Consider the following 12,744-nt stretch of genomic DNA (forward strand, 5'->3'; position numbering starts at 1 on the left):
CCACTACTCCTTTAACCGAAATTGTATTTAATAAAATTTCGCATTACTTTCTACCATATTTGCTATATGCAACGGTAACTCATCTTTTTTCGATTCCAAAAATTTTTGTGACACTGCACCTAAATGCTTTTTATGTGGTATATAAAAAGCATTTATAGAAATCTCATAGTCAAATAAGTAATCATACACATGATAATCTACAAATAGAAGATCATTTTTCGGAAAAGGAATTTCCTTCCCTTGCAGGGCATACATCAAAGCAATATTATTTTGAGATTTTAATCGATACATTCTTGCAAGTTGATATAATGGCTCAGCCCTAGTTGGTCTATATTCCCACGCTTTTTGAAAATAAAGAACAGCTAATGCTGTATATTGCTCTTCTTGTTTCTTAGCATTTTCTTTTTCATCCACTTCTGTTACTTCAAGTTGTTTATTTGCTGAACGAGTTGCTAATTGTTCATAACAAAATCCTATTCGCAATAACGAATAAAATACCTCTTCAACCCATCCCCCTGCTTCCACTCGTTTTTTATACCATTTAATCGAATCTTCAAATTGACTTAAATGAAAATACGTTTGGGCTAAATAAAATAAATATCTTATATGCAAATCTGGCGTAGTTTCTGGATCACTCAGCCCTTGTAACAACAGCTTCTCATCTCTTTCAAATTTATCCGCTTTACTCCCACCATCACCAGGGTCATTAACGACAAGCGTCTCCAGTCTAGCTACTCTCGTATTGTAATCCTCTCCAACTTTGGAACGATCTATATCCCAATACTCATGAGTAACACCGACTGATTTCCATGGTAAAGACGCTTTTAAAAGCCGTGTAAGCCAATACTTAATATGAATATCATATTGTAATGTAAGATAATGGTCTTCCGTTAAGCTCGTTTTATCGAAATTCGGATCAACCTCTAAAATCATATCCGCATCTAATATTAATAAATAATCTGCTTCTGGGTATGTTTTTTGCGCTAACGAAACAGCTAAGCTTCTGTTATAACCAAAGTTTTTAAACGGCTCATGATGAACCGTCCCAGGTATCTCATTTTCCTTACACCAATTTTCAATAATTTCAGGCGTATGATCAGTTGATCCAGTATCACAAATAGAAACAAAATCTACAATTGATTTCGTAGCATTTAAACATCTTTCCATAATTCTAGACTCGTTTTTAACAATCATACAAAGACATAACTTTTTTTCTTCCCCTACATTCTTCACTTGCTCATTTCCCATTTAACCACCTCATATTTTTTTAACACGCTCTCTCCATATGTAACATCATTTCTTAGCTACACTGATGACATAATCATTCTTTTACTATTTATGAAAACTTCATTTTATTTATTCTTATTTTTATGTTGGGACATATTTCATGCAGCGCTTTATACTTAATACAACCAATACAAAAAACATAATGCGGGAATCCGTACATTTCAAAGTCTAAGAGGAGGCTATATTTTGTTGGATTACATTTGGCTAGATGAAAAATCACCATTTTTTGATACAAACGGATTATTAGAAGTAGATAATACTACTCCATTAGATATTTGGGACATTAGCAATAATGAGTTAATTATTACTAGCGAAGACAATGAGTATGCGTTTATGAGTATATTCGATTCCTTTACAACCTTATTATTAGCTAAAGAAGAAAATATAGAATATATTGTTCAATCAATGAACGTTGAAGCTGTCATTTGTGACAAAAAAACGATGATTGATTGGTATTTTTAAATTAGTAATTTCTTAAACTATAAAAAAAGAAACTTGCGCTTATGCACAAGTTTCTTTTCAAAAATCATCCTCTATTTTTTCACAACTTCATGCCCACCGAACTGATTACGAAGGGCTAAAACTACTTTTCCATGGAATGTATCATCCTCCTGAGAACGGTAACGCATAAATTATGACATTGCGATTACTGGTGCTGCAGCTTGCAGTTTCAACAGTCCATTTTCCTTCTCCTGAAGAGTTCATTACACCTTTAATGCCATCTAGTTTCGGACCTTCTGCAAATGATTTTTCAGTTAAGTCCATTAACCAACCACGGATAACGGATCCGTTCGTCTATAAATATCATGCCCATTCATATGTTGTAATAAATCTTCCGCTTGTTTCGTACTGCGATTATCTGCCCAAATAATAGAGCGCGTTAACGGCGCACCGTTTTCATCTACTGCAATTAATGCGTGCATAGCTGTACTAATACCGATTGAAGAAATATCTTCTGGTAATACATTACCTTTTTTATGGAAACACTTACACTTTTATATACAGCGGCACATATTACATCAGGATCTTGCTCAGCCCATCCTACATTCGGTTGAATAATTGGGTAATCGATTGCATATGATGCAATGACTTTTCCTTTTTCTGTGAACACAACCATTTTTGCACTTGTGGTACCGATATCAATCCCGATTACTCTCCCCCTTGTTTCCATGCGAATCTTCCCTTCATTTCTAGCAAAATACGATTTAGTAAACCGTTTACATGAATTAGTATATAATTTTTTTTCATTTATCAAGTTATAAAAAGAAAATTTTTTTCATAACAAAAAAATAAATCCCCTCATTCCGTTTCATTTACATACTCTATGTAGCTTTTCCGTCCGGTAAAATTGCATCATATTCGTTTTGCAACACACTTTTTTTCTAGTTTTTCGGTAACTATTTTTTTAGCTTAATGGGTATGTTATTCGTTGTACAATACCTACATTTTAGTAATATTTCGTAAGGTATTAAGAGATAAAAACGTTTAAATTCCTTGACCAAATTGTTGTAATAGATCAGATACAAAAACGCCATCCTTTCCTATGATTCTATAGAAAGAATAGCGTTTTTTTCATTTTAGATAGAATTTTATTTTGTTAACTTGATGATACTGTGCTTCTATCCCACATCGTCTCTAATTTGAAAACATTTATTCCATTTAATAATCCTTTAATGAAAATAACCTAACTAATATATTCAAACAACTCTATTGACACTTAACACTACACTTCATTAAGGTACATTATTCTAAATTTATTGATGTAGTTGAGATGGACTCACTTTTTGAATTTGAACAAGTATATCAAACGCTTTACCTAATGATATATCAACTGTTTTTGGTATATCAGGCCCTTCGGTAGTTACTCCAGCGAAAATTGGATGTTGTTCGTTCAACCAAGTTTTTGTCACGCCGTTTGCCTTACGTAAATCAATAAAAAATTGATCTTTTTTAACTTGTCCAAAGATGTAGTTATAACTGTTTGGATCATCCGATTTTAATATTCCATATGGGCCAAATTCACCATTGCTATTCTTGACATTGTATTGTCCTTCATAAACTGATGTTCCAATAGATACGTACCGTTTTCCGTAATACTCTGCTAAATACTGCCCAGCTACTTTAGGGTATACAAAAGGAAGCATATTTGTTTTCGAAACGTGGCCATTATGCCCCCATACAATAGTTTTTCCTAAATGTTCTTCAGTCCACTTTGCATTTTCATACATTGCGATATCATGTTTCAAATATAAATCAGATGGTTTATCAGGAGGTGACGTTAACATTGTAGTAAACTGTTCAATAATACGAGCATTTTGTTTTATCCATGCGAACTCTTTAGATTTCCCATTTAAATAACTTTTATTTTCCTCTAATAAAGCACTAATTTGTTTAGCATCTGAAATATACTTTTCTTTTTCTTCTTTCGTAAGGCTTTCAAAAGTATTCATATCCTTTGTTACAGGAATAAGACCTTTTATCTTCTCTTCTATCCTCGGCACAAGTTTTGAATTGGTTCTTTTAACATATTCTATTATATTATTATAAACATTCTCGTTTACTGATTGAATGTCCATCCCGATGATACGCACTTTAGATTTATGTTTTGGATTAGCATTATATTGCCGAATCCAATCAAGTAAATCTAACATTTCTTTCGTCTTAAATACAGGTGATAGATGCTGGCTTGGATTTCCCTTACCAGTAAGAACATATCGATCAAGTTCTAAAGCTCTGTCCCACCCCTCTTCTAAAACTAGGTTGGTAAAACCCTTTTCAGATACTAAATAATTTACAATACGGTTTTTCATCGTAAAAACTTCATGAGCCCCATGCGTAGCTTCACCTAAACCTACAATTGAAGCTGAACCCACCATATTCTTAAATGGTTTTAAATCATTAAAAGGTGTATTTGGATTTGTTGTTTTTAAAGGCTTCGCGTGCATTTCTAACCATTCCGCTATTTGATTTTTATTGTAGGGAGCTGTAACAGAAACTCCTGTTTTAGAGTCTGCATAAGTACTTCCTACAAAATTAGTCAGTATTATAGCAGAAACACCAAGTGCAGTAATCATTTTCTTTTCATAAAACCCTCCTGAAATATTTACTTAAAACGATAGCGTTCTTTTATTCTTAATTACGAGTATTAAATTTTTTTAGAGCAAGTTGTTTTTTGCACCAAAATGATATATTTTAAACTATAAACCTATGACAAAACTTATCCATTTCGCCTTTTTGCCTACTTCCTAAATTCAGCAAGTAAAATACTTTTAAAAGGATCAGGATTACTAAAGTTAAAGCTGTTCAAATTGACGGCCAATGTATGCTTGCCTCCAAGTGTTCCACCAACAAAAGTGGAAAACCCTAGAACGCTACCTCTGTGTCCCCATACCGAGACACCGTTCGGAAGCTTAAATTCAACGATTCCAAGACCATATCCCGCTCCTTCTCTATCTGTAGGAACTGTAGTAAGCATTTGTTTTAGTTGCTGTTCCTTCAGTAATTTACCACTGAGTAAGTATGAGAAGAATTTATTTAAATCGTCAGCAGTAGAAATTATATCTCCATCCGAGCTACCTGGGTTAATATACGTAACGTCTTTTAGCTCACTTGCTCCATCTAGTTGGATATAACCACGGGCATGCTTGGTGCCTGGAATCACGCTTGAATTACCAGGTAGGAATGTATTTGACAAATCAAGAGGTTCAATAATCCGATTTTCAACCTCTTCCGCATAGCTGTTGCCAGTTACTTTTTCAATAAGAATCCCCAGTAATACGTATCCTGTGTTTGAATAAGACCAACCCTTTCCCGGGGCAAAGTCTGGGGGAAGAGAAATCCCCATCTTTACAAATTCTTCAGCCGTATACGATTTTTTTGTATCCATAATATCGAAGTCTTTTGAATTCATATATTCAGCAATACCACTTGTATGATTCAATATTTGCCGGATCGTAATCTGGTTACCATCATATCCGTTTCCTTGAATGACACCAGGCAACCATTTTTCAATGGAGTCGTCTAGATTCAAACGGTTCTCTCCAGATAATTGAAGTAGAACTGTTGCAATGAACGTTTTCGTTACACTGCCAATGCGAAAGCGAAAATCTGCTTTCATTGGTTTCTTAGTTCTCACATCTGCTACCCCAGCGGTATAACTCCAAGTTTTACCACCCTTAGAAATTTGAGCGAGTATTCCTGGGTATCCAAGTTGTAGTGCATCTCGCATTGCTTTCTTAACGGAAGTACGATCGCTTTGCGTACTCGTTTGTAACGAACTTGATACATTTTGCGACGGTTCTGCTTTTACAATTGAGGCTGGTGTTATGTATAACAGGGAACTCCCAGCTATTAATAATGCTAGACTTCCACATATAATTTTACTGCGTGTTTTCATAAAGCATTCCTCTCCTCTATTTAAATTGTATTGCTGGTTGATAGTTATGTCATATGCTAATCACACAGCTATCACCCCTCCCAATGATAAAAGTCAATACTGAATTTGCAATCATCTATAGACCAATTATTTCTTCAAACAACTCTCTGACCTAATAAATGATTAATCCCTCTTCTTCAGATATCTGTTAACTTCTATAATTTCTTCTTTTCTTCCATAGCGTTTTATTAATTAATTTGTTTTTATATAAATAGATAGTAACTACTCCCCCCTCCCGTTCTTCTCTATATTTTGATCATACACATTGAAAATCTCTTTTTTCTTACTCCTTCCTTACAAATTCCTTACGTTCCAAACCACTTCTATATTTCGGTGGTTTTTGTTTTAAGAAAACTTAGTTCTATTAACTTGGTAACATTGGAATAACACCAAATGCCAATCAATTGAAGTAAAGTAAATGCTTCGAAAATGGGAATATTGGGAATTTCTCTTGATGGACATAGAAATCCGGTCCTCAATATAGAGATTTCCTTATGTAAGTATATTACGTATTATAATTATAAAACTTAATTAATTTCTTATTTTTCAGAAAAATATAAAAATATCCCAGAATTTATTGTATAATGTTGTAAAAAGATGTCGGAGGGATTTAATGTTACATAAAATATCTCAATTCACAATTAAGCTTTCATCAATTCTTTTATCACTCTTATTATTATTAAATTTACCTTATTTATTTATCACTCAAAATGGATTTACCTTTCAACCAATTCTTTTTTTTAACCAGATTGTTACTATGTTAAAAGATGTTTTCTCCCCTGAATCATTAGTAGTGATAGGATCAGATCCGAAATTTGGTAGTTTCAAAAAAACACCCTTATTCCCAACTGTTTTAGAACCTTACCTATATTCATTTACTGTATTATTTTTAGCCTTTTTACTTGCGCTCTTTCTATCATCCAGCATGGCATTTTTTTATTTTTTAGCAAAAGATTATATAAAAAAATGGATAAACCGAATTGTGTTCATATTAGAAGCTGTCCCTGATATGATGATGATGATTTGTTTGCAAATATTTTTCATATGGGTACTTAGAAAATTCGGGGAAGCTCCTTTCACCATTATTTCTTTTAATGAAAATCGAGCTTATTTACTCCCAATTGTATCTTTAGCAGTCTTACCTACATTACAAATGTTTCGAATGATGGTGTTATACATAAAAGAAGAACATGGAAAAGATTATGTAGAGGTTGCCTATGGAAAAGGCCTTTCATCAAGTTATATACTATGCATTCATTTATTCAAAAATATATCTATCCACTTCTTCCACCATTTAAAAACGATTTTTGTTTTCTTACTTTCTAATTTATTCATTTTAGAATTTGTTTTTAATATGGAAGGCATTATTCAATTCTTATTTAATAAGGCGTTTATTTCACCTCCAGCTGCATTTATCATACTGGTTATGATTATCTTACCGTTTTATACTATTTTTCAAATAATCTCATTCATGATGAATAGATGGCAAAAGCACTTGAAAGGAGTAGCATTATGAAATCTATTTGGAAATCAAAACGCTTTTTAATCGGCTTTACTTATTTATTTATACTTATTTCAGCCAGTTTTATTTATAGTTGGTTCTTTAAAGATAACATCCCAAAACCTCCTCAGTTACTTTACAATGACAATAACGAATTACTTGGAAAGGCCCCCTTTCCGCCATCGTTAATTCCGCCTTTTGGATCTGATCGTTTTGGAGAGTCTGTTTTCTTACAAATTATAGAAGGAGCAAAATTTACTATTTTATTAGCCGTGGCAATTAGCTTCTTTCGAATTTTATGCGGAACATGTATAGGAATTCTCTTAAGTTTATATGCTCCAAAATTCAAGAGATTTTTCCAAGCATGCTCAGAAGTTTTTTATTATATTCCAACTCTATTTATCGCATTCATACTCATCACGCCCGTTAATATTGTAATCACATCAAATGCTGATGGGTTAGATCCAAATATTTCATTTACGTTTTATCAAGTACTCGTACTTATTTTCGTTGCTCTGCCTACACTTTCTTTATATATATCCTCAGAGGTTGATGAATTTATGAAACGAGATTACATTTTAAGTGCACAATTATTAGGTGCTAGCCGTTTTCATATTATGAAAAAACACTTACGAGTCTTATTACTTGACCGCTTATTTGTATTATTTATGGAACATATCGTCCAAACACTCATACTCGTTATCCATTTAGCGTTGCTTAACATTGTAATTGGTGGGATACAAATGCGTGAACTGTATGACGGAGTGCTCAAACCTGTTTCTCTATCTAATGATTGGGCAGGCCTTATTGGCTTAAATCGTAATGAAATGAATCTTTCATGGTGGATCATTTTTTATACTCTCGCTTCATTCTTTATTACGATTCTATTTATTAAGCTTATGACACTCGGGATTCAAGATGCACTGAAAGCAAGAGATTCGCAAACTGTAGCAATTCAAACCGTTCCTGATCATAAAAAATTTGTTAAACATAAAGATTCTTTTTCTTTTGCAAATAAAGTGAACCTTTAATCCTGTCTCATTAATCAAATATGGATTGGCATTGATATTAGTAGAATATAAAAAAGATGATCCCTATTGCATACAGGGATCATCTTTTTATGCAGTCTAACTTTTTTACATGTACTTTGTTAGACTCATATTTTTTATATTTAATGTGAATTATTTGCAATCACAATTATGCTGTTTAAAATCGATTACCATACGTCCTTGAATTCGACCTTGTTCCATTTCTTCGAATACACTTTGTACTTTATCTAGAGAACAAGTTTGAACAACAGGCACTACTTTTCCTTCTGCACCGAATATAAATGCCTCTTCTAGATCCTTACGAGTACCGACTAGAGAGCCAACCACTTCAATTCCATCTAGTACAAGTCGCGGAATGTTTAAATCCATCGTTTCTACTGGTAAACCTACTGCAACGACTTTACCACAAGCACGTACTGCATCAACTGCAGAGTTGAATGCTACTTTTGAAACAGCTGTTACTACAGCAGCATAAGCACCACCAAACTCATCTTGAACAATCTTATCAGCAGGACCTTGAGAAATTGGATTGATTGTCATATCAGCTCCAACCTCTTTTGCTAAGGCTAATTTATCGTCATTAATATCTACTGCAATTACCTTTGCACCAAATACGTTTTTAGCATATTGAATAGCTAGGTTACCTAATCCACCACAACCATAGATGACGATAGGTTGGCCAGGTTTAATATTGGATACTTTTATAGCTTTATATGTAGTTACACCCGCACATGTGATTGATGATGCTTGAACTGGATCTAATCCTTCTGGTACTTTCACCGCATAATCAGCTGTCACAATACATTGTTCAGCCATACCACCATCTACTGAATAACCAGCATTCTTAACTTCACGGCAAAATGTTTCCCTACCTGTTACGCAATATTCACAACGTCCACAAGATTGGAACATCCATGCAATACTTACACGGTCTCCCACCTTTAGTGAAGTAACATCATCAGCGATTTTCGTCACAATACCTATACCCTCATGACCAAGAATACGGCCATCTGTGTTTCCAAAATCATGATTTGCAACGTGTAAATCAGTATGACAAACTCCACAATACTCTACATCTACTAGCGCTTCACCTGAGTGTAACGGACGTAATTCTTTTTCAATAATTTCAATGTTTGCTTTACTATTTTTATTAACTACTACTGCTTTCATATGTGATCTCCCCTTTAGTGTTTTAGAATTTTTCATGAGTTCATCTCACAACTTCTGTCTTCACTAGTTTGGCTAATCATTGTGCCAAGTTTAAATGTTCAATCATCATTACATGTTCATCATAACATGACACTTCAAAAACAAATTGTGAAATTATGAACAATGTTTGAATTGTTGTATAAATCGTTTTATATTTTTTTAAATGAGAGTCACCACTGGCTATAAGTAAGTCTCATATTTCTACAAGAAAATAAATAAACAAACTATTCACTAATAAAAAAGGGGCTGTCTCATAAGTCTCTTTCGAAGTAAGATCACATGAAATTGAAAAGGCAGAAACGTTATAAAATCAACATTTCTGCCTTTCACTTTTTATACGATTTTGGCTAAAAAGCACCTTTTGAGACAGCCTCTTTTTTATATTCGTTTCATCGAAATTGTTTCACGAATACTTTGTAGATTTTGCAACGTTTCTTCTTGGCGTTGTAACGATAACCCAACGTACAAAGTATCTAATAAACTTAACTGCGCTAATCTTGATGAACTTGCTTCTGTGCGGAATTCCGTTTCACGTGTTGAAGTGTATAATGTAATATCAGCCAGTTGAATTAATGCCGATTTCTGATAACTCGTAATCGCAATAATTTTAGCTCCTCTTGCTTTCGCTACTTCTAACGCTTCCAGTAACCCTTTATTGCTACCAGAATGAGAAATGCCGATAACAACTGAATTTTTCGAGAGCAAACCAGCTCCTATAATTTGAAAATGCGAATCAGTATGAGCGATACATGAAATACCCGTTCTCATAAATTTATGATATGCATCCATCGCAATAATACCAGAACCACCATTTCTGTAAAACTCGATTCGATTTGCTTCTTACAAAGCTTTTACAGCTTGCTCTAATGCCGTATCATTTAACAAATGCAATGTATCTTGTAGTCCTGTAATATGTGAATGAAAAACTTTTTAGCAACAGTTACCATACTATCTTCTGCTGATACTTCTTCATGAATATTTTGCATCGGTGTATGGACAATTTCACGAGCTAATGTAATCTTTAAATCTTGGAATCCTTGCCAACCGAGGTGTTTACATAAGCGAAATATCGTAGCCTCAGAACTATTCGTAACTTCTGCTAACTCAGTAATAGATCTATGTACAACATCTTGTGGATGTTTTAAAATATGTTCAGCAATACTTCGCAATTCCGGTGATAAACCGTTTAACGAAGCTTGAATCTTTCCAATCCCACTTCTTGTACCAGGCATAGCATATCTTCACCTTCCATCGTAGCTTTATCCCGTAAAAAACAATTGGTGTGGGCTAATAATCAGTGGGGATAGACCCTCCACGGATTAAAATTTCATTTTATTGTACCTAATTATTGCAAGAAGAAAAACCTTTATTAGACTTAACTATAACATTTTAATTGCTCCTATGTATTCTGTCATACTATACGAAACATTTATTCATACTTATTATTATTTTCCCCATGTTTCACTGCATACAATGCAGCTTGCGTACGATCATCTACTTCTAATTTAGCTAAAACATTTGAAACATGTGTTTTTACAGTTTGTTCTGTAATATGAAGCACTGCTGCAATTTCTTTATTACTTCGCCCTTTCGCAATTTCACGAAGTACTTCTTGTTCTCTTTTCGTTAACATAGAAAAAGGGTTTTCTTTCTTGACTACTGATCGTCCTAATAGTGCTGGTGTTACTTTCGGATGGAAATTCGTATTTCCTTCATGTACTGCAATAATAGAAGCTACAAGTTGCTCAGGTTGTACTTCTTTTAATTGATAACCATCTGCTCCGGCTTCAAGTGCTGGTAAAACATAATCTTGCTCTGAAAAACTGCTTAATATTAGTATCTTTATCGTTTCATCATATTGTTTTATTTGTTTTGTTGCTTCGATGCCATCCATCTTCGGCATTGATAGATCCATTAATACTACATCTGGCCTTTTTGTTTGGACGAATGTTAACGCATCTTCTCCATTTTCTGCTTCCCCAACAATTTCAAATTCTTCTCTCGTTTTCAAAAAGAATACAAGTCCTCTTCGAACGATATGATGATCCTCAACTAGTAGTAATTTAATTTTCAACCTTCTTCTCCCCTTCAAACTGGCAATTGAATTTCAATTTTCGTACCCTTTTTCAGCTCCGTTTTTATTTGAAATGATCCCCTCATTAACTGAATACGTTCCTTCATACTTTTTAAACCGAGTGCTGACTCTCTTACTTGCTCTTGTATAAATCCTATTCCGTTATCCTCTATGTAAAAATACAACTGGTTATCTTCTATTTTTAAAAGAACATGTACCTTTTCACATGAAGCATGTTTTTTACAATTATGTATCGCTTCTTGACTAATACGCCATAAAACTTCTTCTATTTCATCACCAATTGAAACCATTCCATCAATTCGAACTTCCACGTGAATCCCTAACAACTTTCCGTAATTTTTAATTGCTTCAGCTAACCCTTTCTCTAATCCTTCCGGTCTTAATTGCCAAATCAAAAGTGTCATCTCTTGTAATGCTTCCTGTGATAATTCTCCAATATAGCTCAACATCTCTTGCAAGTCTCTATCTTGCGTCATATTTAGAGTACCTTTTGCGGTTAACATGATAGAAAATAACAATTGTTTTACTGAATCGTGTAAATCACGTGCAAGTCGATTTCGTTCAGCTACTACTACATATTTACGTTCTTTTTCCACTAGCTGAATACGTTGGATTGTCGTCCCTATTTGAAATGCAATTGATTCTAATAATGCTAATTCTTCCTCTGAAAAATGTGTTTTTTGAGGCGCGGCCACATTTAAGAGACCAAACTTCTCCGACCCGGACCTTAATGGAATTGTCGCATGGTGCGTAACATCTTCAGTATCTCCCCAATTACACTCAATCGCATCCTCTATTCGCTTACATTCAATAATATTTGTCGCTTTTTCCAATCTGCCATTTACAAAACGCTCTACACACCAGCAATCTCCTTCACACATCGGCTTCTTCTCTTGCCACGTAAGAGCTGGCGGTAAGTTTTGATCTACAAGCATACGGTGTTTTCCACTTTCATCAATAAAAAAGATCCAGCCTGTTTGTAAATTCATAACTTGTAACAAAGTATGTAACACTTTTTCTAACATGTCTTGTAAATTTGTTGCTTCATTTAATAATTCAGCAATTTCTTTTAATGCCTCTAAACGATGCATCTCTTTTTCTTCAAAGTTCATTTTCATCACCATCTATCATTATAACATTAAGAAATTTCTAAATTCTACAAATTAAA

General features: G+C 33.9%; 8 protein-coding genes and 4 pseudogenes. 3 read left to right on the top strand and 9 right to left on the bottom strand.

From position 1 onward, the window contains the following. Nucleotides 1-27: 27 nt before the first annotated feature. Nucleotides 28-1,248, bottom strand: a complete 1,221-nt coding sequence (locus QCI47_RS16745; RefSeq protein ID WP_353811878.1) for a tetratricopeptide repeat-containing glycosyltransferase — start codon at nt 1,246-1,248, stop codon at nt 28-30. Between the two features lie 258 nt (nt 1,249-1,506). Here QCI47_RS16745 and QCI47_RS16750 point away from each other — a divergent pair. Next, nucleotides 1,507-1,749: pseudogene (locus tag QCI47_RS16750) on the top strand (DUF2711 family protein); the annotation flags it as partial. A 71-nt stretch (nt 1,750-1,820) separates the two neighbouring features. Here the strand turns inward: QCI47_RS16750 and QCI47_RS16755 are convergent. From QCI47_RS16755 to QCI47_RS16770, 4 genes and pseudogenes are all read right to left on the bottom strand, one after another. Further along, a pseudogene (locus QCI47_RS16755) lies at nt 1,821-2,079 on the bottom strand (hypothetical protein); the annotation flags it as partial. Further along, a pseudogene (locus QCI47_RS16760) lies at nt 2,076-2,458 on the bottom strand (FGGY family carbohydrate kinase); the annotation flags it as partial. The pseudogenes QCI47_RS16760 and QCI47_RS16755, both read right to left, overlap by 4 nt. A gap of 583 nt (nt 2,459-3,041) precedes the next feature. Continuing rightward, nucleotides 3,042-4,361, bottom strand: coding sequence for an erythromycin esterase family protein (locus QCI47_RS16765; protein ID WP_309422752.1), 1,320 nt, complete (start codon nt 4,359-4,361; stop codon nt 3,042-3,044). A 164-nt stretch (nt 4,362-4,525) separates the two neighbouring features. After that, nucleotides 4,526-5,683, bottom strand: a complete 1,158-nt coding sequence (locus QCI47_RS16770; RefSeq protein WP_309422753.1) for a serine hydrolase domain-containing protein — start codon at nt 5,681-5,683, stop codon at nt 4,526-4,528. A gap of 652 nt (nt 5,684-6,335) precedes the next feature. Here QCI47_RS16770 and QCI47_RS16775 point away from each other — a divergent pair. Further along, on the top strand, nt 6,336-7,238 hold the full coding sequence (locus tag QCI47_RS16775) for an ABC transporter permease subunit (protein WP_098313110.1): 903 nt from the start codon (nt 6,336-6,338) through the stop codon (nt 7,236-7,238). After that, entirely contained in the window at nt 7,235-8,254 is a 1,020-nt protein-coding gene (locus QCI47_RS16780) for an ABC transporter permease (protein ID WP_000836563.1), read from the top strand. The genes QCI47_RS16775 and QCI47_RS16780 overlap by 4 nt, the downstream gene beginning before the upstream one ends. A 150-nt stretch (nt 8,255-8,404) precedes the next feature. Here QCI47_RS16780 and adhP read toward each other — a convergent pair whose 3' ends face one another. The 4 genes and pseudogenes from adhP to casK form a co-directional block, all read right to left on the bottom strand. Continuing rightward, nucleotides 8,405-9,442: an alcohol dehydrogenase AdhP gene (adhP, locus tag QCI47_RS16785; RefSeq protein WP_309422754.1), complete on the bottom strand. Its 1,038-nt coding sequence runs from the start codon at nt 9,440-9,442 to the stop codon at nt 8,405-8,407. Nucleotides 9,443-9,859: 417 nt separating this feature from the next. After that, a pseudogene (locus QCI47_RS16790) lies at nt 9,860-10,713 on the bottom strand (MurR/RpiR family transcriptional regulator). A gap of 197 nt (nt 10,714-10,910) precedes the next feature. Beyond that, nucleotides 10,911-11,555, bottom strand: coding sequence for a response regulator (locus tag QCI47_RS16795; RefSeq protein ID WP_000694640.1), 645 nt, complete (start codon nt 11,553-11,555; stop codon nt 10,911-10,913). 14 nt (nt 11,556-11,569) lie between these two features. Beyond that, nucleotides 11,570-12,688, bottom strand: coding sequence for a two-component system sensor histidine kinase CasK (gene casK, locus QCI47_RS16800; protein ID WP_001008456.1), 1,119 nt, complete (start codon nt 12,686-12,688; stop codon nt 11,570-11,572). Nucleotides 12,689-12,744 lie beyond the last annotated feature (56 nt).

This window comes from Bacillus cereus group sp. RP29 (assembly GCF_040459765.1).
GTDB classification, from domain to species: Bacteria; Bacillota; Bacilli; order Bacillales; family Bacillaceae_G; genus Bacillus_A; species Bacillus_A paranthracis.

Excerpts from the sequence above, each read along its gene's own strand:
- QCI47_RS16745 (WP_353811878.1), bottom strand. The coding sequence starts at position 1,248 with ATGGGAAATGAGCAAGTGAAGAATGTAGGGGAAGAAAAAAAGTTATGT.
- QCI47_RS16780 (WP_000836563.1), top strand. The coding sequence starts at position 7,235 with ATGAAATCTATTTGGAAATCAAAACGCTTTTTAATCGGCTTTACTTAT.
- casK (WP_001008456.1), bottom strand. The coding sequence starts at position 12,688 with ATGAACTTTGAAGAAAAAGAGATGCATCGTTTAGAGGCATTAAAAGAA.
- adhP (WP_309422754.1), bottom strand. The coding sequence starts at position 9,442 with ATGAAAGCAGTAGTAGTTAATAAAAATAGTAAAGCAAACATTGAAATT.
- QCI47_RS16775 (WP_098313110.1), top strand. The coding sequence starts at position 6,336 with ATGTTACATAAAATATCTCAATTCACAATTAAGCTTTCATCAATTCTT.
- QCI47_RS16770 (WP_309422753.1), bottom strand. The coding sequence starts at position 5,683 with ATGAAAACACGCAGTAAAATTATATGTGGAAGTCTAGCATTATTAATA.
- QCI47_RS16765 (WP_309422752.1), bottom strand. The coding sequence starts at position 4,361 with ATGATTACTGCACTTGGTGTTTCTGCTATAATACTGACTAATTTTGTA.